The organism is Streptomyces sp. NPDC085596, assembly GCF_044541565.1.
GTDB lineage: Bacteria > Actinomycetota > Actinomycetes > Streptomycetales > Streptomycetaceae > Streptomyces.
This window is the reverse complement of record NZ_JBITTC010000001.1, coordinates 619841-644044: the sequence shown is the minus strand read 5'-3', so window position 1 is coordinate 644044 and position 24204 is coordinate 619841. Positions and strand designations below refer to the sequence as shown.

The 24204-nt window shown below is 73.1% G+C and carries 21 protein-coding genes; 10 read left to right on the top strand and 11 right to left on the bottom strand.

Translation table 11 applies throughout. The features are described 5' to 3' along the window. Positions 1 to 91 precede the first annotated feature (91 nt). Entirely contained in the window at positions 92 to 1510 is a 1419-nt protein-coding gene (locus tag ACIGA3_RS02970) for a PLP-dependent aminotransferase family protein (protein WP_399709888.1), read from the top strand. Between the two features lie 238 nt (positions 1511 to 1748). Beyond that, positions 1749 to 2204, top strand: a complete 456-nt coding sequence (locus ACIGA3_RS02965) for an FG-GAP-like repeat-containing protein (protein WP_399709885.1) — start codon at positions 1749 to 1751, stop codon at positions 2202 to 2204. A gap of 30 nt (positions 2205 to 2234) precedes the next feature. On the opposite strand, the gene ACIGA3_RS02960 is transcribed toward ACIGA3_RS02965, so the two are convergent. Next, on the bottom strand, positions 2235 to 3230 hold the full coding sequence (locus tag ACIGA3_RS02960; RefSeq protein WP_399709882.1) for an ArsR family transcriptional regulator: 996 nt from the start codon (positions 3228 to 3230) through the stop codon (positions 2235 to 2237). A 273-nt stretch (positions 3231 to 3503) separates the two neighbouring features. Between ACIGA3_RS02960 and ACIGA3_RS02955 the strand changes: the two genes are divergently transcribed. The 5 genes from ACIGA3_RS02955 (at position 3504) to ACIGA3_RS02935 (ending at position 7397) form a co-directional block, all read left to right on the top strand. Beyond that, on the top strand, positions 3504 to 3899 hold the full coding sequence (locus tag ACIGA3_RS02955) for a hypothetical protein (protein WP_399709879.1): 396 nt from the start codon (positions 3504 to 3506) through the stop codon (positions 3897 to 3899). A 63-nt stretch (positions 3900 to 3962) separates the two neighbouring features. After that, positions 3963 to 4385 (top strand): hypothetical protein, encoded by a 423-nt coding sequence (locus tag ACIGA3_RS02950; protein WP_399709877.1) that lies wholly within the window; start codon positions 3963 to 3965, stop codon positions 4383 to 4385. A 23-nt stretch (positions 4386 to 4408) separates the two neighbouring features. Next, positions 4409 to 5149 carry a D-Ala-D-Ala carboxypeptidase family metallohydrolase gene (locus ACIGA3_RS02945; RefSeq protein ID WP_399709874.1) on the top strand — a complete coding sequence of 247 codons (741 nt, stop codon included), beginning with the start codon at positions 4409 to 4411 and terminating at the stop codon, positions 5147 to 5149. Between the two features lie 87 nt (positions 5150 to 5236). Then, positions 5237 to 6787, top strand: a complete 1551-nt coding sequence (locus ACIGA3_RS02940) for an N-acetylmuramoyl-L-alanine amidase (RefSeq protein ID WP_399709871.1) — start codon at positions 5237 to 5239, stop codon at positions 6785 to 6787. Positions 6788 to 6860: 73 nt separating this feature from the next. Beyond that, complete coding sequence (locus ACIGA3_RS02935; RefSeq protein WP_399709868.1) at positions 6861 to 7397, top strand: DoxX family protein; 537 nt, start codon at positions 6861 to 6863, stop codon at positions 7395 to 7397. A gap of 60 nt (positions 7398 to 7457) precedes the next feature. Here ACIGA3_RS02935 and ACIGA3_RS02930 read toward each other — a convergent pair whose 3' ends face one another. The 4 genes from ACIGA3_RS02930 to ACIGA3_RS02915 all read right to left on the bottom strand — a co-directional run bounded on the left by ACIGA3_RS02930 (position 7458) and on the right by ACIGA3_RS02915 (position 12431). Beyond that, positions 7458 to 8285 (bottom strand): glycoside hydrolase domain-containing protein, encoded by an 828-nt coding sequence (locus ACIGA3_RS02930; RefSeq protein WP_399709865.1) that lies wholly within the window; start codon positions 8283 to 8285, stop codon positions 7458 to 7460. A gap of 408 nt (positions 8286 to 8693) precedes the next feature. Further along, positions 8694 to 9731 carry a rod shape-determining protein gene (locus tag ACIGA3_RS02925; RefSeq protein WP_399709862.1) on the bottom strand — a complete coding sequence of 346 codons (1038 nt, stop codon included), beginning with the start codon at positions 9729 to 9731 and terminating at the stop codon, positions 8694 to 8696. 140 nt (positions 9732 to 9871) lie between these two features. Further along, the gene (locus ACIGA3_RS02920) at positions 9872 to 11341 is read right to left on the bottom strand and encodes an acyl-CoA synthetase (RefSeq protein ID WP_399709859.1); all 1470 of its coding nucleotides are present in this window, start codon (positions 11339 to 11341) and stop codon (positions 9872 to 9874) included. A 37-nt stretch (positions 11342 to 11378) separates the two neighbouring features. Continuing rightward, entirely contained in the window at positions 11379 to 12431 is a 1053-nt protein-coding gene (locus tag ACIGA3_RS02915) for a MerR family transcriptional regulator (RefSeq protein WP_399709856.1), read from the bottom strand. A 149-nt stretch (positions 12432 to 12580) separates the two neighbouring features. On the opposite strand from ACIGA3_RS02915, the gene ACIGA3_RS02910 reads away from it, so the two are divergent. Then, complete coding sequence (locus ACIGA3_RS02910; protein WP_399709854.1) at positions 12581 to 13459, top strand: RimK family alpha-L-glutamate ligase; 879 nt, start codon at positions 12581 to 12583, stop codon at positions 13457 to 13459. A 3-nt stretch (positions 13460 to 13462) separates the two neighbouring features. On the opposite strand, the gene ACIGA3_RS02905 is transcribed toward ACIGA3_RS02910, so the two are convergent. Then, positions 13463 to 14020, bottom strand: a complete 558-nt coding sequence (locus ACIGA3_RS02905; RefSeq protein ID WP_399709851.1) for a hypothetical protein — start codon at positions 14018 to 14020, stop codon at positions 13463 to 13465. Positions 14021 to 14158: 138 nt separating this feature from the next. Here ACIGA3_RS02905 and ACIGA3_RS02900 point away from each other — a divergent pair, with 138 nt between their 5' ends. Next, positions 14159 to 14932 carry an IclR family transcriptional regulator gene (locus tag ACIGA3_RS02900; RefSeq protein ID WP_399709848.1) on the top strand — a complete coding sequence of 258 codons (774 nt, stop codon included), beginning with the start codon at positions 14159 to 14161 and terminating at the stop codon, positions 14930 to 14932. Beyond that, on the top strand, positions 14929 to 15774 hold the full coding sequence (locus ACIGA3_RS02895; RefSeq protein ID WP_399709845.1) for an SMP-30/gluconolactonase/LRE family protein: 846 nt from the start codon (positions 14929 to 14931) through the stop codon (positions 15772 to 15774). Before ACIGA3_RS02900 ends, ACIGA3_RS02895 begins: the two co-directional genes overlap by 4 nt. Here the strand turns inward: ACIGA3_RS02895 and ACIGA3_RS02890 are convergent. The 5 genes from ACIGA3_RS02890 to ACIGA3_RS02870 all read right to left on the bottom strand — a co-directional run bounded on the left by ACIGA3_RS02890 (position 15771) and on the right by ACIGA3_RS02870 (position 24086). Beyond that, positions 15771 to 17165: an NAD(P)/FAD-dependent oxidoreductase gene (locus ACIGA3_RS02890; RefSeq protein WP_399709842.1), complete on the bottom strand. Its 1395-nt coding sequence runs from the start codon at positions 17163 to 17165 to the stop codon at positions 15771 to 15773. The genes ACIGA3_RS02895 and ACIGA3_RS02890 overlap by 4 nt on opposite strands. Next, entirely contained in the window at positions 17158 to 18375 is a 1218-nt protein-coding gene (locus tag ACIGA3_RS02885; protein ID WP_399709840.1) for an MAB_1171c family putative transporter, read from the bottom strand. The genes ACIGA3_RS02890 and ACIGA3_RS02885 overlap by 8 nt, the downstream gene beginning before the upstream one ends. 11 nt (positions 18376 to 18386) lie before the next feature. Next, positions 18387 to 18983, bottom strand: a complete 597-nt coding sequence (locus ACIGA3_RS02880; RefSeq protein ID WP_399709837.1) for a toxin-antitoxin system, toxin component family protein — start codon at positions 18981 to 18983, stop codon at positions 18387 to 18389. Positions 18984 to 19121: 138 nt separating this feature from the next. Further along, positions 19122 to 22091 (bottom strand): beta-galactosidase, encoded by a 2970-nt coding sequence (locus tag ACIGA3_RS02875; protein ID WP_399709834.1) that lies wholly within the window; start codon positions 22089 to 22091, stop codon positions 19122 to 19124. A gap of 207 nt (positions 22092 to 22298) precedes the next feature. Then, positions 22299 to 24086, bottom strand: a complete 1788-nt coding sequence (locus tag ACIGA3_RS02870; protein WP_399709831.1) for a pyridoxal phosphate-dependent aminotransferase — start codon at positions 24084 to 24086, stop codon at positions 22299 to 22301. Between the last annotated feature and the right edge of the window lie 118 nt (positions 24087 to 24204).

Sequence of the window (24204 nt, the reverse complement as noted above, 5' to 3'; positions counted from 1 at the left end):
GTTCTGGCCGGCGCGCACTCACGACCCCCTTCGGCCGGGCCTTCGACATCGAACGTAGAGGGACACCGGACTGGAAATAAGATCCAGTTCCATGCCGAATTCCTGGTCCAGTTCCCGGCTCGACCTGCACATCACCCTCGACGCCGCGGCCGGGCGGCGCGCCGGCCTGGAGTCCGCGCTCCGGCAAGCGATTCGACAAGGTCGCCTGCCCGCCGGGACGCTCCTGCCGTCCACCCGCGGGCTGGCGCAGGAACTCGCACTCTCGCGGGGCACCGTCAGCGCCGCCTACGGCCAACTGGTCGAGGAGGGCTACCTCACCACGCGCCCGGGATCGGGCACCAAAGTGGCCGAGGCGGCGCAATGCGCCCAGGCCCCCGCGTGCCGCGCACCCGCCCCGGCCACTCCCCGCCACGACCTTCGCCCCGGGCTCCCCGACGTCAGCGCCTTCCCCACCCGGGCGTGGCTCGCCGCCACCCGCCGTGTGCTCACTCACGCCCGCCCCGAGGTCTTCGGCGCCGGAGACCCACAGGGCCGGATCGAACTGCGCAACGCCCTCGCCGACTACCTGGGCCGCACCCGCGGCGTGATCACGACCCCGGACCGGATCGTGATCACCTCCGGCCACTACCAGGGACTCGGCCTGCTCAGCGGCGTACTGGCCACGAACGGCACCCGCGACGCGGCCGTGGAGGACCCGGGCCACAACCTCTTCCGCGAAGTCGTCCAGCGCGCCGGGCTCACCACCATCGCCCTGCCCGTCGACACCCACGGCGCTCGCGTGGACGCGCTGACACAGCGCACAGGAGCGGTGTTCCTCACCCCCTCGCACCAGTACCCGACCGGCGTGCCGCTGCATCCGGGCCGCCGCCGGAGGCTGTACGCGTGGGCGCGCTCCACGGGCGGCCTGATCGTCGAGGACGACTACGACGGCGAGTACCGCTACGACCGCCGGCCCGTCGGCGCCCTCCAGGGCGTCGCACCCGACCACGTCGTCTACTGCGGTACCGCGTCCAAGACTCTCGCCCCCGCCCTCCGCCTGGCCTGGATGGTCCTGCCGCCCCACCTGGTGCAGCCGGTGACGCGGGCCAAACAGCAAGCCGACCTGTACACCGAGACCCTGGGCCAGCTCGTCCTCGCCGACCTGATCACCACGCACGCCTACGACCGCCACGTCCGCGCCGCCCGCCTGCGCTACCGCCGACGCCGCGAACTCCTCCTCGGCCGGCTGACCGCCCACCCCGGCCTCACCGCCCACGGAGTACCCGCCGGCCTCCACACCCTTGTCACCCTCTCTTCCGACGGCCCCACCGAAGACGAGCTCCTGGCCGGCTGTGCCCAGCGCGGCGTTGCCCTGCGTGGCCTCACCGAACTCCGCCACGACCTCGACGGCCGTCCGCAGGGCCTGTTGATCGGCTTCGCGGCCCCTTCCGAACGTGCCTACCCGGCTGCCCTCGACGCCTTGTCCGCTGCCCTGGCTCCCGCGGTCGGGGCAGTACGTCAGCCGGCGTGATGACGACCGCTGCCGGGGGCCGGCGAAGGCCGCGATCTGCCCCTGGTGGAGGACCGGCAGCGCGTCACAGGTGCGCCGCTTCAGCAAGCGCACGGGGCGGGCCGGGCCGATGACCTGGGCCGACGCCCGCGATACCTCCGGCGCGCGCTGGTTATGCTCCGGGATCTGCCCCGGGCAAGGCCGAATCCGGCCCCGGGGGCGGCGTCCTGGCAAGGGGACCGGGACGCCCGACCTCAAGATGGACCAGGTCGCCCGACTGGTCGCCGAGCAGCAGGCGAACGTCGTGATGCTCCAGGAGGTCTGCGGGTACGACGAGGACACACCCGAGCAACTGCGCCGCTCCAACGTCATGACGCTCACCGCTCCCGGCGACACCGACCGGGACGGCCGGAACGACCTGCTCGCCAGGGACACCCGCAACGGCGACCTGTGGCTCTACCGGGGCCGCGACGACGGTCGTTTCGACGGCCGCACGCTCTACGGCCACGGCTACGACACGACCAGTCGCCCCCTCCTCGCCGGCGCGGCCGACGCCGACGGCAACGGGGCCGCCGACATGTGGACCACGACGGACGACGGCACGGGCACGCTTCTGTTCTACGCCGGCGGCAACGACACCTCCGGACAGCCGGTCGACGGCCCCCGCACCCTGGTCGGCCCGAGCGGCCGGAAGACGATCCGCTCCATCAGCTGACGTCAGGTCACCCACCACACCGGCTCGGATTCATTCGACCCCCGGTCCGGGCCGGGTCAGATTCCTGTTCACCATCGTCGCCCCCAGCAGCGTCAGCGTGTGGATGACCGTGTTGCCGTGGCGGTGGCTGGTGATGAGGCCCGCGTCGCGGAGGGCTGTGGTGTGGTGGGTGGCGGTGGCGGGGGTCACGCCGGCTCGGTGGGCGGCTTCGGTGGTGGTGGCGCCGGCGGCGGTGGCGCGGAGGACTGTTGCCCGGGCTCGGCCCAGGAGGACCTCCAGGGAGGGTGAGCCTGGGGTCGCGCGGGGTGGCTCGTGGTGGAGGGAGTAGGTGAGGACGGGGGGCAGGGTCGGGTCGGCCAGGGAGACGGGACCTTTCCAGCAGAAGTACGAGGGGATCAGGAGCAGGCCGCGGCCCTCCAGGCGGATGTCGTGCTCCGTCGGGTACGTGCCGATCTCCAGCCGGGGGTGCCGCCAGCGGACCGCCGGGCCGAGTCCCCCGAGCAGGCCCTCGGTGCCGCCGTCGAGCAAGTGCCGGGCCAGGCGTACGCGTTCGGTGTGGACGCTCTCGCGCATCCACTCCTCGTGGGGTTCGATCACGGTGCGGTGGTAGGCGCGCAGGACGCTCACCAGTTCCTCGCGGGGCCCCTTCTCCGGCAGGCGGGCCAGGTGGGGCGGGATGCGTCTTATCCGGGCCAGGGCCGCCAGTTCCGCCGTCACCCGGGCCGGGGGCGTGGCCAGGATCGCCTTCAGGCCCGCTTCCAGGCCGGCCGCGCCCTCCAGCGGGGTGAGGAAGTCCGGCCAGTACGACGCGCGTGGATAGAGCGGCAGCAGGATCTGGCGTACCGCGCTCTCCAGCCCCGCCTCCCGTAAGCGATCGCGGGCCGTGCGGTACCAGTGCGCGTAGGCCCAGCGGCCGGCCGGTGTCTGGAAGCGGTGGAGGCTGGCGGCGATCTCCCACAGGGGGTGCGGGGCGGCGGCGACCCGTGTCCTGGCCAGATCCTCAGCCGAGAAGTGAAAGCGAAGCACGCTCAACACCCTTTCCACCGGCGTCATTTCACCCTGTTCGAATGAGCATGACAGCCGATAGCGCACACCGGAGCATGAACTCGCTCCGCCGCACCGATCCCCACGGCACCATCGCTCCCCGGCACCACGCGAGGCACCACAGTGCGCCACGACGCACCCCGGTCCAGCCCGGCGCACCCCGGTCCAGCCCGGCGCACCGCAGCCGGACCGGCGCACCCCCGCACCTTCCGCATGTCCCCGGCCCACAGAACCAACGGACACCGAAGGAAACCGATGGCGAAGATCCTCACCCACCCGGCCGCGGCGGCGGCCCTGCTCGCCGCCCTCGCCGTCTCGGTGCCCACCACCGCGTCGGCCGCCCCCGCCCCTGTGGCGGCCACCAGCTGCTACGGCGGCGCCGTCACCGTGAACTACGGCGACGCCCTCGAGTTCGGGCCCTACACGACGACGTCCCGCTGTACCGACATCAACCTCCGCATGGTCAGCGGCGACGCCGAATTCGTCTGGGCCTGCGTGAAGTTCACCCGCGTCGGCGAGTGCAACTACTGGACCAAGGCCGGCCGGAGCTGGAAGACCATCGCCACCGACGTCAAGGACGGCAGCAAGTTCACCGTGCCCCTCGGCGTGGATCTCGAAGGCTCCTCCGCGCGCGTCCAGATCGCCTTCTGACATCCGCAAGGGCACCCACGTAAGGGCCCCAACTCCCGCTCCCCTTAAGTGATCGGACCCACCATGACCCGCACCCGGAGAACGGCGGCCGTCCTCGCCGCCACCACCGCGCTCCTTGCCGCCGGTGCCACCGCGCCCGCCGTCGCCCAGCCCGAGAAGGCCGCCGCCGCCACCTCCTGCTACGGAGGCGCCAAGTCGCTCACCTACCGCTACTCCGCCGCCGCGGTCGAGTTCGGCACCTACACGACCACCTCGCGCTGCGGCGACATCAACATCAAGCTCAGCAGCTCGGCCACCGGCTTCCTGGACGCCTGCATCGTCTTCGTCGACCACACCACGCTGTGCAACCACGACAACACCTACTCGACGTTCGGCCCCCAGTGGGCGACCGTCGCCACCGACGTCAAGGACGGCACCCGCTTCAAGCTGCGCGTGCACGCCTACGACACCGACGCCCAGGTCGTGCCGTTCCAGCTCGCCTTCTGACCGTAGATACAAGGGAGTTCACGATGACCTTCTCTCCGAACCGCCGCACGATCCTGCGCGGCACCCTCGCCGCGACCGCGGGTGTCTTCGCCGGGCCCGTACTGCTGTCGGGCAGCGCGCAGGCGTACAACTGGACGCGCACCATGAACCAGGGCGCCAACGGCGCCGATGTGACGGAGCTTCAGATCCGGGTGGCCGGCTGGGCGGCGGACTCCGCCTCGCACTCGCGGGTGAGCATCGACGGCGACTTCGGGCCGGGTACGGCCGCCGCGGTACGCCGGTTCCAGGCCGCGTACGGACTCTCGGCCGACGGCAGCGCCGGACCCGCGACCCAGGCGCAGCTCAACGCCCTGGAGCAGTCGGACGGTTCGACCGCGCACTTCAACTGGAGCGAGTTCTACGACCGTTCGAGCGGCAACTTCAACGGCGGCAAGGTGAGCGCGGCCGCCGTCAAGGAGAACGCCCGCCGGGCCATGTACAAGCTGGAGGCGCTGCGCAAGAAGCTCGGCAACGTCCCGATCACCGTCAACTCCGGCTTCCGCAGCATCGCGCACAACGCCGAGATCGGCGGCGCCAGCGACAGCATGCACCTCTACGGCACCGCGGCCGACCTCGACGTGCCCGGCGTCGCCAACCGCACGGTCTACCAGAAGGCCGAGACCTGCGGGTTCTCCGGTCTGGAGCGGTACGACGTCGACCACCAGCACGTCGACAGCCGCGCCGACCTCGGCCGCGCCTGGTGGTGGGAGAGCGGCACCATCTGACCGCCCGCAGGCCATGGCCGGGGACCACGTACGAGGTCCCCGGCCTCCCCACATCCCCAAGCCCGCCCCCACTGGAAGGCCACCCCCATGCCCCGCATATCCCTGGCCCGCGCAGCCCTCGCCGGCCTCGGCACCCTCGGCGTGCTCGCCGCCGCCGTGCAGCCCGTCACCGCCGCGCCCCGCGCCGGAAGCACCGAGGGCCCCGTCGCCCACGCCTTCAGCGGCGCGGCGGCCGAGTACGGAGTCCCGCGCGATGTCCTGATCGCCCTCGGCTACAGCGAGACCCACCTCGACGGCCACCACGGCCTGCCCAGCCAGGCGGGCGGCTACGGGGTGATGCACCTGGTCAGCAACCCCGACCAGCACACCCTGGAGCTGGCTTCCCGGCTGACCGGTGAGACAACCGGCGAGCTGCGCACGGACACCGCCGCCAACATCCGCGGCGGCGCGGCCGTCCTGCGCTCCTACGCCGACCACGCCGGACTCAGCGGGGCCGAGCGGCGCGACACCGACGCCTGGTACCCCCTCCTCGCCCGGTACGGCGGCGCCACCGACCCCGCCACCGCCCGGCTCTACGCCGACACCGTCTACACCTTCCTGGCCAAGGGCGTCACCGCCCGCGCCGAGGGCGGCGAGAAGCTGACCCTCCCCGCCCGCACCGTCGCCCCCGAGCGCGGCCGCTACGAGGCCGCCGTGGCCCCGGCCGCGCAGAGCCCGGACTACCCCTCCGCCCTCTGGGTCCCGGCCAGCTCGGCCAACTACGCCGTCGGCCGTACGGCGGCGATCAGCAAGGTCGTCATCCACGTCACCCAGGGCTCGTACGCCGGGACGATCAGCTGGTTCCAGAACCCGTCGGCGCAGGTCAGCGCGCACTACGTGGTGCGCTCCTCCGACGGCCAGATCACCCAGACGGTGCGCGAGAAGGACACCGCCTGGCACGCCCGGTCCGGGAACGCGTCCGGCATCGGCATCGAGCACGAGGGGTACGTCGACAACCCCAGCTGGTTCACCGACGCGATGTACCGCTCCTCCGCCGCGCTGACCGCGTCCCTGTGCGCCAAGTACGGCATCCCCAAGGACCGCGCGCACATCGTCGGCCACTCCGAGGTGCCCGGCAACGACCACACCGACCCCGGTCCGAACTGGAACTGGACCTACTACATGCAGCTGGTCGGCGGCAGCACCGGCGGCGGCGAGGTCCAGCTGAGCTTCCCGTCCTACGACACCCTGCGCTCGGGCTCCTCCGGCCCCCAGGTCTCGGCCGCGCAGTCGCTGCTCAACGCGCAGGGCTTCAACGTGGGCACCGTCGACGGCAGCTTCGGCTCGAAGACCACCTCCGCCGTGACCGCCTTCCAGCAGGCCCGCGGCCTCGGCGCCGACGGAGTGGTGGGCGCCCGCACCTGGACCGCGCTGCTCTCGGCCGGCAGCACGCCCGCCCTCAGCCAGGGCAGCACCGGCGCCGCGGTCCAGCGCCTCCAGCGGGCCCTGACCGCGGCCCTCGGGCGGACCGTCACGGCGGACGGCGACTTCGGCTCGGGCACCGGGCAGGCCGTGCGGGACTACCAGACCAGCCGCTCCCTGGGCGTCGACGGCCAGGTCGGACCCGCGACCTGGGGCGCGCTGCAAGCCGGACGCTAATAGCCTGGGAGGTGTGTGCAGGGGGGACGCCCGTACCTTCCCATCGAGTGGGGGGCTTTTCGGAGCATCGCCCATGACCACTACACGCACCTTCCGGCCTGACCGTGCCACGGACCGCACCGCGCTCGGCTCCGCCGCCGACTGGGGGCTGCTGTTCATCAGACTGACCTTCGGTCTGCTGATGGCGGCCCATGGAGCGCAGAAGCTCTTCGGGATCTTCGGCGGACAGGGGCTCACCGTGACCGGTAAGGGGTTCGAGGCCATCGGTTACCGGCCGGGGAAGGTCTTCGCCACCATCGCGGGACTGTCAGAACTGCTCGGCGGCCTCGGCCTGACCGTCGGCCTGCTGACGCCCCTGGCCTGCGCCGCGCTGATCGGCGTCATGATCAACGCGATGGCGCTGGTCACCGGTGAGCACGGCCTGTGGGCGTCCGACGGCGGTCTCGAGTACAACCTCTGCATCGCCGCCGTCGCCGTCGGCATCGCCGCGACCGGCCCCGGCCGCCTGTCCCTCGACCGCTTCTTCCCGTGGGGCCGGGGCGGCTGGTGGTCGGCCGCCCTGGCCCTCGGCCTGGGCGGCATAGGCGCGGCGATCACGCTCAGTATCTAGGCACCGCCGGCCCCTGGTGATGCCGCCGCACGACACGCGCGGCGGCATCACCCCGTCCCGTTAGCCGACGATCGCGACCGGCGCGTCCCACGCGTTGCGGTCCACCGTGATCGTGTAACCGCCGCGCGTCTCCTTGCTGTTCACCATGTACTGGTGGGCGCGGCTGTGGTTGGTGAACTGCTTCGGGTCCCAGGGCCAGTCGGCCGTGGTGGTGTTCTGCTTGTCCCACAGGGCGTACCAGAGGTTGCCCGGCAGGTCGGTCTTGTCGGTGGCGGTGGCGACCGCCTTCGCGCTGGAGCTGGTGAAGCCGTAGTAGCCGCCGCGGTAGACCTTGGCCCGCAGCGTCTTGGTGAAGGAACGGACGTACGACAGCACGGCGTTGTTGCACGCCTTGTCCGTGGTGTCGTACGGCTCCATGTCGAGGTAGATCGCGCTGCCCGGCTTCATGCCGAGCGCCGACGCCTTGGCCACCGCGTCCTTCGCGTCCGTCGCGCCGAGGGAGGCCGCGTTGGCGCCTGTCATCTTCTCCGGGTTGGCGCTCTTCTGGCAGGGCGGCTGGGCGCCGACGTAGAGCGGAATCAGCTTCCAGCCCATGGAGTTGACCGACTTCACCCAGGACGCGGTCAGGTTCGGCTGGGCGCAGCCGCGGTTCTTGCCGCCGATGTAGACGGCGGCGGCACCGTAGAAACCCGTCTGCCACGCCTTCATCGCCTTGGCGGACGGCGCGGTGCAGGTGTCGAAGGCGCGGCCGGTGTAGGTCTTCTGCGCGGGCCAGACCGTGGCCGCGCTGGACGCCTGCGCCGCGATACCGGCACCGGCGACGACCGCGACCCCCGCGGTGCCCCAGGCGATGTAACGACTCTTCTTGGACAGCCGATGGCTGGACATCCCCACCCCAGATGCTCATGCCCCCGGCACGCTGACGGCGCTGCGAGGGGCGAACGATGTGACTCCGGTACGGCGGTTGCCCGGTTGCGGGACCGCGGACGTACGAAGTGACAGCACTCTAATGGAAGGGATGTGCGAGGGGGTTGTGTGTTGCGTGTGCCGTTCCCCGGTGCCCGGGCCGGGGAACGGGGTGATCGCATTCTTTTCGCCGGGCGGGCTTGGGGCGGGCGCGTTCTGGGCACCGTCCTCCTACCGGTGTTCGGTGTCGGCTGGGAGGAGGGTGACGTGGAGCGTCAAATCCGGGTGCGGGTCAGTCGTCGGCCCGCGGCTCCGCGGGGCCAGGAGATCGACCGCAGGACGCCCTCGGGGCGCGTCCTGCCGTACTGAGACCGAGCATGGGCCGCTGAGTCAGGCGGCCAGCGGTGCCAGGACCAGCGGGGCGATCTGCCCCTCCAGCATGGCGCCCAGGCCCTGCACGGCACACACGTCGGGGCGTTCCGCGATGTGCACCGGCATGCCGGTGGCCTCCCGGAGCATCTGGTCCAGGCCCGGCAGCAGCGCGGTGCCGCCGACCATCATCATGCCCCGGTCCACCAGGTCGGCCACCAGGTCCGGCGGGCAGTCCCGCAGCACCTTGCCGATGCCGTCCAGGACGGCCAGCAGCGGGGTGTGGATCGCGGTGCGCATCGCCGCCGTGTCCACCCGTACGCTGCGCGCCAGGCCCGTGGCCACGTCCCGGCCGTGGATCTCGGTGGACACCGGGCCCTGCGGGGTCAGCCCGTTGTCCGACAGGGCGATCTGGAGCGGCCGCACCGACTGGCTGGGCAGCATCAACTCGTGCTTGTGCCGCAGGTGTTGCACGATCGCCCGGTCCACCGCCTCACCGCCCACCGGAATGCGCTCGGCCGTGACGATCGACCCCAGCGACAGCACCGCCACCTGGGTCGCGGCCGCCCCGCACACCATGATCATGGTGGCTTCGGGGCGCTCCACGGGAAGTCCGCAGCCGACGGCCGCCGCGATCAGCGTGTCCACCAGCTCCACCCGCCGCGCGCCGAGTCCGACCAGCGTCTCGATCGTCGCCCGCCGGGCCAGCGGGTCCGCCTCGTGCGGGGTGCACGCCGCCGCGCGGAGCCGGGGCCTGCGGCGCAGGGCGCGGCGCGTCTTGTCGCCCAGCAGATGCCGCAGCATGCGCTGCGCCATCTCGATGTCCACGACGGTGCCGCCGGACACCGGCCGCACCACGCGGATGTACTGCGGGGTGCGCCCCGTCATCTGCTCCGCGAAGTCACCGACCGCGATGAGCGCGCCGGTACGGGTGTTCACGGCCGCCACCGAGGGCTGGTCGACGACGAGTCCGGCGCCCTTCACATACACGCGGGTGCGGGCCGCGCCCAGGTCGACGGCGAAGTGGCAGCGGCCCAACTGCTCCAGGCTGACGGTCACGGCAGTTCCTCCCGAGTGCGCTGACCATGGGCGGGCCGCCGGATTCGGCGGGCCTTAGTGGAATCCTGCGCGGGCACGGGCTGGGGTGCCTTCTGGAGGGGGCCGGGCGGGGCGCCGCTGAATGGGGGGTTTCGGCGGCCTCAGGCCGTGTCGGGCTCGCTTTCGGGGGCCGGGACCGTCAGCGCGCGCTTCATGATCTTGCCCATGTCGTTGCGGGGGAGGGCGGGGAGCAGGTTCAGCACGCGGGGCCGCTTGTGCGGGGCCAGGCGGGCGGCCACATGGCCGGCCAACTCCGTGAGCAGGGGCGGCGATCCGGGGTCCGCCGGCACCACCCACGCCACCACCCGCTCGCCCAGATCAGCGTCGGGCTCCCCGGTGACCGCCGCCTCGCGGACCGCCGGGTGCTCCAGCAGCGCGTTCTCGATCTCGCCCGCCCCGATCTTGTAACCCCCGCTCTTGATCAGGTCGGTGGCCTTCCGGCCGACGATCCGGACGTATCCGTCGGCCTCCCGCACCGCCACGTCCCCGGTGCGGAACCAGCCGTCGGCCGTGAACGCGGCGGCGGTCGCGTCGGGCCGGTTCAGATACCCGGTGAACAGGTTCGGGCCGCGCACCTGGATCTCACCCACGCTCTCCCCGTCACGCGCGGTCACCTCGGTGCCGTCCTCCTCCACCAGGCGCAGCTCCACACCGGGCAGCGGTACGCCCACGGTGCCGGCGCGGGCCTCGCCGTCGACGCGTACGGAGGTGTTCATCAGGGTCTCCGTCATGCCGTACCGCTCGATCACCCGGCGTCCGGTCGCCGCCGCGATCCGCTCGTGGTCGTGCACGGGCAGCGCGGCCGAGCCCGAGACCAGCAGCCGGGCCCGGCCGAGAGCCTTCGCCAGCTCGGGGTCGGACGGCAGGGCCTCGGCCAGCCGGTGGTACATCGTGGGCACGCCGAAGAGTATGGTCGCGCCGTCGTTCAGCTCGCGGGTCACGCCCTCGGGGGTGAAGCGGCCCAGGTGCCGTACCGAGCCGCCGCGTCGTAGCGGGCCGAGGATGCCCAGGACGAGTCCGTGCACATGGAACAGGGGCAGGCCGTGCACCAGTACGTCGTCCCCGGTCCACCGCCAGGCGTCGGCCAGCGCGTCCAGGGTCGCGGCGAGGGCGCGGCGCGGGACGACGGCACCCTTGGGCGGGCCGGTGGTGCCGGAGGTGTAGACGATCAGCGCCGGGTCCTCGTCCCCGTACGTGTCCTCGGGGGCCTGCCCGGCGCCGGAGACCTCCAGCCGGGGCAAGTCGGCCAGCACGGCCGGGAGTTCGGCACCCGGCGCGGTCAGCACCAGCGCCGGTTCGCTGTCGGAGAGGATGTGCGCCAGCTCCCCTTCCCCCGACTTCGGGTTGAGCGGCACGGCGGCCGTCCCGGCGAGCAGCGCCCCGGTCACCGCCACGGCGGTCTCCAGCTCGGGCGTCGCCCACACGGCGACCCGGCCGGTGCCCCGGAGCCGGGCGGCGACCGCCCCGGCGGCCGAGGCGAGGTCCGCGTACGTCAGCGAGCGCGCGCCGAAACGCAACGCGGTCCGTCCGGCCGTCAGGGGGTCCGTCAGGGCGGGAAACAGGGAGGACACGCGGGACTCCTTCGCTGCCGGGTACGACAGCCCCTTCCTACCCCACGGGCGGCACCACGTCCCCGACCACACAGCTCACGTTGTCCGGCCCGCCCGCCGTATTCGCCGCGTCGACCAGCGACCGTACGGCCGCCTCCGGGTCCGGGGCGGCGGCCAGCAGCTCCCTGATCCGGCCGTCCGGGACGACCCCGGTCAGGCCGTCCGAGCAGAGCAGGTAGCGGTCGCCGGGGAGGGCCTCGTGCAGCCGGAGGTCCGGGTCGGCGCCGAGGACCTTCAGCAGCAGCGACCGCTGCGGGTGGCTCTCGGCCTCCGCCGGGGTCAGGCGGCCCTCGTCCAGCAGGGACTGGACCACGCTGTGGTCGTGGGTGATGCGGAACAGCCCGCCCTCACGCAGCAGGTAGGCCCGAGAGTCCCCGATGTGCGCCAGGGCCAGGCGCGACCCCGTCCAGAGCAGCGCGGTCAGCGTGGTGCCCGCGTCCTCGGCCCCCTCCGTCACGTCCCGTACGGCGTCGCCCGCGCCCCGCACCGCGTCGGCCAGCAGGTTCAGCACGTTGCCAGGCTGAACCCCGTCCCCCTCGTCGAGGAACCGCAGCGCCTCGACGGCGGCCCCGCTGGCGGGTGCCCCGGCCGGGCCGAAGCCGTCGGCCACGGCGAGCAGCCTGCGGCCGGCGTAGACGGTGTCCTGGTTGGCGGGGCGGACGTGCCCCCGGTCGGAGTGGGCGGCGCAGCGCAGTTCCAGCATGGTGGTTCCCTCTCTCGGTGCCTCGGTCAACTCCGTCACGAGGAACGCGGCGAGATCCCGCCGCACGGCCGTCTCCGCCTCGATACGCGCCCAGTACGCCCGGACCTCCCGCGCCGCGTCCGCCCCGGTCAGGACGGACACCGCGCGGATCTCCGCCAGCGGCATCCCGAGCCGCCGCAGCCACGCCACCAGCCGGGCCCGGTCCAACTGGGCGACGGCGTAGTAGCGGTAGCCGGTGTACGGGTCGACGCGCGCGGGGCGCAGCAGGCCCAGCTCGTCGTAGAGCCGCAGGGCCTTCGGGGAGAGCCCGGACGCCTTGGCGAACGCGCCGATGGTCAGCAGATCCATGTCCGTCCAGGCTCCCTCGAAAGGCCGGTTCCTCGCTTCGCCACCGATGCTGGGGCTTCACCGAAGGGGAAGGTCAACAGGGGTGTGCCGGTTCCGGGGCGGTTGCTAGCCTCGCGATCACCGAGCCGACGTACGACAGGGAGCCCGCCGTGCCGCGTATCGCACTCGCCACCTACGACCCCGGCACCGAGCCCAGCAAGGACCCCGATCTGGCAGACCTGGTCGCGGAGTTGCGGGCGGCGGGCGCCGACGCGGAGAGCCGGTTCTGGGACGACCCGGACGCCGACTGGGCCGGCTACGACCTCGTGCTCATCCGCTCCACCTGGGACTACCCCTGGCGCACCGCCGAGTTCCTGGCCTGGGTGGACCGGGCCGACGCGCTGACCCGGCTGCTCAACCCGGCCGACGTGGTGCACTGGAACTGCGACAAGCGGTACCTGGGCGAGCTGGCGGCGGCCGGTGTGCCGACGGTGCCCACGCGTTACCTCCCGCCCGGCGCGGAGCCGGACCTGCCCACCGGGCACGAGTACGTGATCAAGCCGGCCTCGGGGGCGGGGGCGCGGTACGCCGCCCGCTACGTACCGGAGGAACGCGAGCAGGCGGTACGGCAGTTGGCGCACCTGCACGCCGAGGGCCTGACCGCGATGGTGCAGCCGTACATGCGGGGCATCGACCGGCACGGCGAGCGGGCGCTCCACTTCTTCGGCGGACGCCTGCTGCACGCCAGCCGCAAGGGTGCCGTCCTCGCCTCCGGCACGCCCTTCGACGCCGCCAGGACCGCCCACCCGAATCTGGAGAAGTGGCAGCCGACCGCCGCCGAACTCGACGTGGCCGAGCGGGCGTTCGCGGCCGTGCCCGGTGGGCCCGAGCGGCTGCTGTACGGCCGTGCCGACCTCATCGACGGCGAGGACGGCCGGCCGTGCGTGATGGAGCTGGAACTCATCGAGCCCCACCTCTTCCTCGATCTGCACCCGGAGTCCCGGCCCCGCGTCGCCCAGCTCATCATCGAGGCGGCCAAGGGCAGTTGAGCCTCAGTCCCGCAGCGCCGTCCGCTGGAGCAGTCCCCAGGTGAACTCGGCGGCCATCTCGTGCCGTACCCCGTCCCGGTCCGGCGCGGTGAAGGCGAGTGCCTGGCGGCCGGGGGCGGTGCCCTGGACCGGGCGGGCCGGGGCGAAGGCGCGGGCCACCTCCTCCAGCGTGCAGGACCACGGGGTGAGGTCCTCCAGAGTGGCCGGCGCGGGAGCCGGGGCGTCCGGTGCGCGCACCAGCCACTCGGTGAAGACCACCCCGCCCTGCCCGACCAGCACCTCGAAGCGCAGGTCCGGCCAGAGGGGCAGCGTCCACCGCCACGCCTCGCAGTCCAGGTCACCGACCCGGCGCGGCTCGACCGACTCCGGCTCGCCCAGCACCGCGAGGTACCGGGACGCGGCGGCCCGTGACCTGGGCGAACGGGCCATCGCCTGCCAGTGTTTGTTCGCCTCCCGCATCTCGGTCGCCGAGGCGCCGAGCCGCCTGCGGGCGTCCTCGGCCAGCTCCGGATTGTGGTCGGCCATGCGGCGCAGCAGCACCAGGGAGAAGTCGAGAGCCATGCGCTCCATGGTGCCCGGCGCGTGGGCGACCGTTGCCCGTCCGACTCGCTGTGACTAGCCTGTGTTCGCCCCGCCGGTCACCGGTTGGGATATCGAACACGGGCCGCCGCGCCCGTAGAGCAGGCAAGGAGGCCGGACATGGGACGCCTCGTGCCCGCCGTGACGCGGGCCCTCGACATCCTCGAACTGTTCCTCGACGGGGACGGCACGCTCTCCGCACCCGACATCGTGCGCAGACTCCAGCTTCCGCGCACCACCGTGCACGAGCTGGTCACCACCCTCGCCGCCCGCTCCTACCTGGTGCCCGTGCCCGGACAGCCCGGCCGGTACCGGCTCGGCGTGCGCCCGTACCAGCTCGGCAGCCGGTACGCCGAGCAGCTCGACCTCGCCGCCGAGGGCCGGGAGGTCGCCCGCGGCGTCGCCGAGACCTGTGACGAGACGGTCCATGTGGCGCTGCTGGAGGACACCGACGTCATCTACATCGCCAAGGTCGACTCCACGCACGCGGTCCGCATGGTCTCGGCGGCCGGGCGCAGGCTGCCCGCGCACTGCACGGCGGTCGGCAAGATGCTGCTGGCCTCGCTGCCCGGGCCGGAGCTGGCCGCCCGCATCCCGGACGGCGCCGAGCTGGCCGCGATGACCCCCGACAGCCTCACCGACCCCGCCCGGCTGCGGGACGCCCTCGCGGAGATCCGGCGCCGGGGTGTCGCGGTGGAGCGCCGGGAGTCCAACCCGGACGTGAGCTGCGTGGCCGCCCCCGTCCGCGACCGCACCGGACGCGTGGTCGCCGCCCTGTCCATCTCGGTGCCGACGGTCCGCTGGAGCGAGGAACGCCGCACCGAGCTGGAGGCGCTGGCCGTCAAGGGCGCCGCCGAACTCTCCGAGCGGCTCGGCCACCGGGACGCGGCGTGAGCGGCTACGAGGTCGCGGTGGCGGCGCGGGCGGAGCTGGGCGAGGGCCCGACCTGGGACCCGGCCACCGCCCGCCTGTTGTGGGTGGACGTCCTGGCGAGCCGCGCGCACACCTACGACCCCGCCACCGGCCGCCGTACGGTCCGCACCACCGGACAGCACGTCGGCGCCGCCAAGCCCCGTACACACGGTGGCCTGGTGCTGAACCTGCGCGACGGCGTCGCCCTCCTCGACCCCGACGGCGCCTTCCGCTGGCTGCACCGCGACCCGGTGCCCGGCCGCCGCGCCAACGACGCGGCCGTCGCCCCCGACGGCTCGCTCTGGGCCGGCACCATGCGCTACGACGAGGCCACCGGCGGCGGCACCCTGACCCGGCTGACCGGCGACGGCACGGCCGAGACGATCCTGTCGGACGTCACCGTGAGCAACGGCATCGGCTGGAGCCCGGACGGCACCCTCATGTACTACGTCGACAGCCCCACCCGGCGCGTCGACGTCTTCGACCACGACGGCGACGGCGTACGCAACCGGCGCACCCTGGCCGTCATCGAGGACGGCGCGGGCTTCCCGGACGGGCTGACCGTCGACGCGGCGGGCTGCGTCTGGGTGGCCCTGTGGGACGGGGGAGCGGTCCGCCGCTACACCCCCTCCGGCGCACTGGACCGCGAGATCCGGCTCCCGGTCCCGCGCACCACCGCCTGCGCCTTCGGCGGCCCCGGCCTGACCGACCTGTACGTCACCACCGCCCGCGTCGGCCTCACCGTGCCCACCCCCCTGTCGGGGTCGGTACTGGTGGTGCCGGACGCGGGACAGGGGCTGCCACAGCCGCCGTTCAGCGGCTAAGGGACCCCCGCCGCTTTTCGCTCCTCCGCAGTCAGGGGCGGCCCGGACAGCGGCGGGCGCAGCGGGCCCACGGCGGCCGCGAGCAGCATGCGCGGAGCGAGCAGCACCTGCGCGCCCGCCTCCAGCGAGGTCACATCCGTCACCCGGCGCGCGACCCGGCCGTTGCCGGTCGCGGTCAGCAGCAGCCGGCCGACGTACGCCGAGACGAGCCGGTCCCGGACGGTCGGCCCGGTCGGCGTGGCGCCTGGATAGAACACATCGGCGCCGATCGCCAGGTCCCAGGCGGTACGCACCGTACGGCCCACCGCCCGCTGCGCCCGCCGGGCCAGTCCCGGAGCGCCGAGCCCGCCCTGTCGGAGCACCGCCTCCCGCAGGGCCACGGCCGACTGGGCCGCGACCGACATCCCGTGCCCGTACACCGGGTTGAGCGCGCACAGGGCGTCGCCCAGGACCACGAAGTGCTCCGGCCACTTGGGCGACCGTTCAGGGAAGACGCGCCGGTTGACGGTGGTGCGCGTCACCGTGACACCTGTCAGCGGCTCGGCGTGGGCCAGCAGTTCGCCGATCAGCGGGTGCCGCAGCTCCTCGTGCGCGTACCGGAGGAACTCGGCCCCGGTGGCGGGCGGTTCGTCGGTCCGGCCGCCGGTCAGGGTGACCAGCCACTTGCCGTCCTCGACCGGCAGCAGCACACCGCCGCGCCCCATGCTCGAACCCCGTTGACCGGGCTCGATGTTGACCACCGGGAAGCCGCCCCGCGCCCCCTCCGGCGCCCGGAACAGACGGCTGGCGTACGTCAGTCCCGAATCGACCTCCCGCCGCTCCGGCTCCGGCAGGCCCAGTCCCGCCAGCCAGTGGGCGGCGCGGGAGCCGCGTCCGGTGGCGTCCACGACCAGATCGGCGTCCAGGGTGCGTTCGGTGCCGTCGGCGCGCACCCGCACCCCGGTCACCGCCTGGCCGGTGCCGGTCAGGGAGAGGGCCTCGGTGCGGTCCAGCAGCTCGATCGCGCCGTCCGCCAGCACCAGTTCCCGGACCACCCAGTCCAGCAGATCGCGGCTGGCGGGCAGCATGAACGCCGACTCCGGCCAGCGCCGGTACCAGCCGTGCGCCGACAGCACCACCATGTCCGTCGTCACCGGCACCCGGTTCACCCCGGCCGCGCTCAGCGCGTCCACCGCGCCGGGCAGCAGCTCCTCCAGCGCGCGGGCGCCGCCCGACCACAGCTGGTGGACATGGCGGGCCTGCGGCAGCCCCTTGCGCGGCTCGGGCCCCGCGGGCAGCGCGTCCCGCTCCACCACCGTGACGCGGGCGCCCGTCGAGGCCAGGGCGCGGGCCGCGAGCAGACCGGCCAGGGAGCCGCCGAGCACGACGGCCGTGGGCTTCAGTTCACTCATGTGCGGCAACGCTCTCTGCTGGGTCGGCGGCCGCACGGGTGCGGACCGCCGCGATCTCGTCGGGACGGCGGAGGGCTCGGGAGACGGCCCCGATCTCCTGGAGCAGGTCGGTGGTGTCCGGCGCGGCCACCGTCGCGGGCGGCTCCGGCATACGCGCCTTGGCCTCGACCGCGTCCAGGATGGTCACCGCCGAGGCCAGCGCCCTCGCCCGCTCGGGTGCGTGGCCGAGGCCGAGTGCGGCGGCGTACGCGCGGGCGCCGAGGGCGGTGTCGAGGTGCCGGGCCAGCGGCAGCAGCACGTCCCGGATGAACGTCTCGCGCCGGGTCAGCCGCAGCTCCGGTGTCGCCCGCAGCACGAACGGCACGCCCTCCCCGGCCGACGCCCGCATCAGCAGGTACAGCGGCCGCAGTTCGCGGTGGGCGAGCCGGATGCGCCAGCGGTCGCTCGCGTACTGGCCGGCGTGCGGCAGGATGAAGCCGACCGCGATCAGGATGGCGGACAGGGCGGCGACCGGCGGCGCGAGGTCGGTGCTCAGCCAGTCCAGATCGCCGCCCAGCCAGCGCGCGCCGACCGCCACCAGCTTGGCCGCGTCGAAGATCAGGTTCAGTACGTAACCCACGCCGAGCAGCTTCAGGCCCCAGCGCAGCCAGGCGTCCAGCCCCTCGGCGCGTACCCAGTTCCACAGCAGCCGCGAGGTGATCAGGCAGGCCACGGCGTGCGCGCCGAGGTAGAGCAGGATCTCCTCGCGCATGAACGGGGTGGTGGCGTAGTAGGTGTCCAGGTCCCGCAGCCGCTCCACGGGTACGTCGGCCAGCAGGAACAGCACCCACAGGGCGGCGATCACCCCGCTGTACACCGACACCACCCAGCGCCGGGCCCGCCGGGTGACGGCGGAGCGGTCGGCGGGGCCGTTGCGCCAGGTGATGATCATCAGCAGGCAGGAGCCGCAGAACGCCGTGAGCAGCGAATAGCACCAGGGCGCGGAGATGTTGGGTACGCCGGTCAGCCGGTTCACCCGGGCGATGGTGGACGGCGAGCAGAACACGAAGACACCGCAGGCCACCAGCAGCAGACCGCCGACCGCGCGCAGCAGCGGGTCCCGCCACAGCCGGATGATCGTGGGCAGCTTGATCACCAGCGCGATGCTCAGCACCGCCGCCGGAATCCAGAAGGAGATCGAGAAGTCCCGCAGGGTGGCGGCGGGTTCCATGACCGGCACGCTCACCGCGCGGCCCCGCCACGGCCGCGATAGCCGAGAGCACGCTGCACGGGGTCCAAGGGCTCGGCCGGACGTCCGAGCCGGGAGCGGAACAGGGTGGCCAGGCGGTGGCCGAAGTCCTCGGCGGCGGCTTCGTCGGCCTCGCGGGAGCCATCACGGGCGGCCACCGTCAGCGCCCGCTCCTCCCAGCCGGACCCCTCCGCGAGCGCCAGGGTGGCGGGGCCGAGGGGCGGATGGTGCCGGTGCCCGGCGTGCAGATGCCACAACTCATGTCCCAGGATGACCAGTTGCTGCACGGCCTCGGCCCGCTCCTCCACGATGACCAGATCGAAGTCCTGGAACTCCACCCACAGCCCGGTGACCTCGATCTCGTCCGGGAAGCGCTCGAACCGCAGCTCCACCGGCCGCCCGCCCCGCCGGGCGCTCATCGCTGCGCACAGGGCATGGCACACACCGTGTACGTCCGTCGGGGGCTGCGGCAACTGCGCGATCCGGGCGGCGAGTTCCCTGGCCAGGGAGCGCATCGCATGCCCCGGCCGGGAGGGACGCAGCCGGGCGGCCAGTCGTGCCGCTCGCGCCCGTGCGTCCGCGCTGACCATGTGCCGCCCTCTCCTCCTTCACCCCGACCACCCCGACGCCGTTGCCGGACCGTCCGAGGGTACGCGCACGGGTGTGTCCACGTCATGCGGATCAGCGGGCATCGTTCAACCGAGAACGACCCGTGCGCGTACCGGGGTTCAGTGGCCGGGAGAGGGCACCAAAGTCACCGGGATACCGCCGGCGGCCGCGCCCAGCAGGGCCAGGCTCACCTTGCCGGGCCCGGACAGCGTGGTGAACTCCGACAGCACCGCCAGCGCCAGTGTGTTGGTGCCACGTGTGCGCAGAATCCCGTTCGGCAGCACGAAGGTGTGCTGCGGACCCACGTTGTTGATGTACTGGCCCATGTTCCAGCCGTTGAGGAAGATCTGCGCCCGGTAGGCCCGGTACGGATCGTCCTCCAGCCGCAGCCCCACCGAGGCGTCCACATCGCCCGGCACCGACAGCCGGAACGTGGTGCGGTACCAGGTCACGCCCTGCCGCCGCTCCTCCCTCGGGAAGGTCACCGGCTCCCAGTCCCGGTCGCGGAAGCCGGGCAGATGCCAGCCCTCCCGCTCCCCGTACAGCCCGCCGGTGTTCTGCGGTCCGCGCACCGGGTCCACGCCCCGCTCGCCCTGGAGCCGCCAGGACACCTTCGGCGCCGCCCCCGTGAAGGACACCGAGGTCAGGCCGCGCGCCGCCTTGTGGGTGTCGTCGCCCTTGCCGTCCTGGTCGTGCTGCATGCGCCGCACCAGGACCGACAGCACATGGCGGCCGGGCGAGCGCAGCTCCGGACGCACCGGGAAGGTGGCCGTCGCCTCCCAGGTGCCCTTGCGGATCGTGGTCGACTTGTCCGGCACCGGCAGCCGGTGGGTGCCCAGCGGCTCCCCGTCCAGCCACGCCATCAACAGCCCCTGGGTGCCGGAACTGTAGGCGAGCGATACCTCCTCGATGCCGGAACTCCCGCTGAACGAGCCCCGGTACCAGACGTCGCCGTAGTGGAAGCCGTAGTCGTCGGCGAACAGCACCGGACCGCCCTTGGGCACCGGGGTGGTGCTGTGCGACGAAGTGCGCTCCGCCCGGCGCCACTTGGAGTCGTCGAAGCTCGGGCCCGCCTCCGGGTTCTCGGTGCGCGCCCGCCAGCCGGTCAGCTCCGGGAGACGCACCTCGGGTACGCCGGGCAGCGTGGCGGTGGTCATCAGGCTGCCGGAGAGGGTGACCCGGGCCGGCACCCGGCGCCCGTTCCACACCAGGGTGTCGATGCCGCGCGGCCCCCACACCTCGATCACCGGCTCGCCGTCCAGATCACCGGTGAGCCGCACCTCGGAGCCGTGCACCTCGGCGTGGCGCAGCAGCGCGGGGCCGTAGACCACGAGGGTGCCGGAGGGGGTGTCGTAGGGGAAGATCCGCATCGAGGTGTCGTCGTCCGCGAAGAGCAGCACCAGCGGGGTCTCGGTCTCGCCGCCGGTGACCAGCACCCGGCTCAGCCCGGCCTCCCCGAGCGGGGCGCCGACGTGCAGCTCACCGCGCTCGTACGCCCAGCCGGCCTCCGGGTCGAGACGGGTGACGTTCGGCTCCTGCGGGCAGTCCAGCACCAGGTCCGCCATGTCGCCCCGGCGGCCCGCGAAGACGGCGACGTCCTGCTTGCCCGCCGTCACGCACATCATGGGCTGCGCGGTGCTGTACTTCATCGTCCGCCGGCCGAGCCGCAGCCCGGTCGCCAGCATGCGGGCGTCCCGCGCGGGCACGGTGATCCGCAGCTTCCCGGCCCGCGTCGGCAGCTCGGCGGTGACCGGCTTCGTGCCGTCGTTGCGCGTGACGTACACATGCGCGCCGGTGTCCGGGTTGGCCAGGTGGTAGACCTTCAGCCCCGCCACCGTCACGTCCGCCGCCCGGTCCAGCCGCGCGAAGTCCGGCACCCGCTGCAGCAGATGCCCCAGTTGGTGCATCGGCGCCATCTTCGCGGTGACGTTGCGGGCCTCGTCGATGGCCGCGCCGTAGTCGTACGACGTGTAGACGACCGGCGCGGGCAGCCAGCCCCAGCTGGTGCCGCCGAACGTCATGTAGACGTTGTGCAGGGTGAGGCCGTTGGCCAGGTTGGTCAGATAGAAGCGGCGCTCGTAGGCCGAGTCACGGGTGCGCCGGGCCTCCGCGTACCCCTTGCCGTCGAACCAGGCGCCGCCCCACGGGTCGAACCAGCCGCCGCCGAACTCCGGGGTGAAACCGGGCGTGCGCGGCGAGGCGGTGGACCCGCCGGTCGGCCCGCCGGGCCCGAACTTCCCCCAGTCCGGCGGGTTCTGGGAGGGTGAGGGATAACCGTCGAAACCGTACAGCCAACCGCCCTCCTCGCCTCCGGTGTCGAAGGAGCCCGGCACCCAATGGCCGTTGCGGCCCTTGTCGTTGTGGAAGAGGGGTACGTCGATGCCGTCCGCCCGCACCCTGTTGTACAGGTGGGACATGTACTCCCGGCCGGTCGCCTCGGTGACGTGGGAGTCGTACTCGTTCTCCAGCTGGTAGAGCAGGACCGTGCCCCGGCCCTGGGTGTACAGGTGCCGCCGGACGATCCGGTCGACCTGCGTCAGCCACGCGTCGACATGCCCCAGATAGGTGGGGTCGGCGGTGCGCGCGGTGCCCTTGGTCGCCGTCAGCCAGCCGGGGAAACCGCCGCCGTCGACCTCGGCGTTGATGTACGGGCCGGGCCGCAGGATGACGTACAGGCCCGTCTCGGCCGCGGTGCGCAGGAACAGGTCCAGGTCACGGATGCCGGAGAAGTCGAAGGTGCCCGGCGCGGGGGAGTGGTAGTTCCAGGAGACGTACACGCTCACCGTGTTGAAGCCGTGCGCCCGCATCTTCTGGAGCACGTCCCGCCACAGCGACGGGCTCGGCAGCCGGAAGGGGTGCATCTCGCCCGACCACACCACCAGCCGCCGCCCGTCGACCAGCAGCGAGTACGGGTCGTACCCGATGGTGTGCCGACGGCCGTCGGCGCGCGGCGGGGCGGGCGGGGGACCGGTCGGCACGCTCCGTGCCGCGAACGCCGAGGGCGCTCCCGGACCACCGCTGCCGCCCATGGCGAAGCCGAGCGCGGCACAGCCGGTCAGGGCACTGAAAGTACGTCTGCTGAGCGCCAAGGTTGTCCTCCGGTCGACCCCATGACGAGCGTGGGTCCGGCCATTCTCCACGCCCCACCCGCCTCCGGCCGACCCAAGGGGCCCCCGGCGTGGGCGAATCACCCGGTACGGGGGGATGGCGTTCCGGTGAAGCACGCGGAAATCGCCGCCGTACGGGACGCTCGCACTGACGTGCGCGGATCTCTGCGAGGCAACTGCGGCGGGGTGCTAGCCCATCTGGCCCGCCGGGGCCGCGCCCGCCGCGTTCGGCCAGCTCTGGGCGTTGGGCCAGCCGGTCGCGGCGGCCGGGGTGAGGCCGGGGGTCGCCGGGGCGGCGGGGGCGGCCGGGGTGCCCGGTGCGGTCATGCCGCGCACCTGAGCGGCTGTCAGGCCACCGCGCGCCGGGACACCGGGCGGGGTCGGGCCGAGGGCGGCGGCGGGCGCGGGGGCGGGGGCGGCCATGGGTGCGGGGGCGACGGCCGCCGCGGCCGGTATGGGTGCCGGGTACGGGGACACGGGCGCCGGTGCCGGAACCGGCGGCGGTGCCATGGGGACCGGGGACGCCATGGGTGCCGGCTGCGGCGGCGGGGCGGGGGCCCGCTGCGGCACCGGCTGCTGCGGCACGGGTTGCTGCGGTACGGCCTGGGGCGGGAATGCCGGCTGGGGCGCGGGGCCCGGCTGGGCCGCCGGTACCGGCATCCCGCCGCCCGGTGGGGGCGCGGCGGCGGGGAGCGGCATGCCGGTACCGGCGGCCAGGGCGGCGGCGATGACGGGTGAGCCGGATGCGGCCGGTGCGGCCAGCCGCATCCCGGCCCCGTTGGTCTCGCCGACCAGCCGGTCCACCGCCGCCGTGCCCGAGCTGTAGTTGGTCCCGGAGCCCAGCTCGGGCACGGCGGCTCCCCTCCTGGGCTCGTAGAGCACCTGCTCCAGACCGGCCACCAGACGGTGGACGTCGGTCTCGGGGCGCACCACGAGTCTCAGGAAGCGGCTGGACGAACCGATCTTGTTGCCGCACTCGCGGACCAGAATCCGGTGCTCGGTGAGCAGCCGGTCCCGGACCACGGTGCCCTCGGCGCCCAGGGGGAGGCGCACGAAGAGGAAGTTGCCCTGCGAGGGGTAGACCGTGAGCCCCGGCAGCGAGGACAGCTGGCTGGCCATCTCCAGCCGGTCGCGCCGCACCTGGAGCAGGCTCTGCGTGTACTCGGTGCCGTGCTCCTTCAGCATGAACACCACGTACTCGGCGAAGGAGTTGAGGTTCCACTTGGGCAGCATCGAGCGGACCTTGTTCGCGAGGCCGGGGTTGGCCACCAGATAGCCGAACCGGATGCCGTGCAGGCCGAAGTTCTTGCCGAGGCTGCGCAGGACGATCACGTTGGGTCTGAGCATCGCCTCCTGCACCACGCTCGGCTCCGACTCGGCGTCGGCGAACTCCAGGAACGACTCGTCGATCACCACCAGGTCCAGGTCGGCCATCGCGTCCATGAACTGCACCACCGACTGCCGGGGCAGAAAGCCGCCGTCGGGGTTGTTCGGGTTGCAGATCACCGCCACCCGGGTGCCCCGGGCCCGGATGAACTCCGCGTACCGGCCGAGGTCCAGCGCGAAGCCGTTGGCCTCCTGGAGCGGGAACATGTCGACCCGCTTGCCGGTCTCCATCGGCTGGTCGGTCCAGCGGCCGAAGGTGGGCACCGGCACCGCGAGCGACTCGCGGACCAGCAGATGGTCGATCCAGGTGATCAGCTCGGTCGAGCCGTTGCCCATCGCCACGCACTGCGGCGGCAGTTGGAGCAGCTGGCACAGCTCGGCGGTGATGGTGTCGGCGCCGCTCGGGTAGTACGTGATGATCTCGCGCAGCCGGGACGCCATCTCCTCGAACATGGCCGGGGTCGGGAAATAGGGGTTGCAGGGGATGCAGAAGTCCACCGGACCCGTACCGTCGCTCTCCCGCGCCAGCGCCGCCATCGAAGGGCTGTGCGCGGCGGTGCTGCGGAACAACGAGGTGACGTTGTCGGGCAAGGGGACCTCCGAGGACGGGTGGCCCGCGCGGGGGGCGCGGGCCACCCATGCATACGGAGGACTCCGGGGCGGTGTTCAACTCGCTTTTCACGTGCGCCACTTCACATGTTCGGGTGCC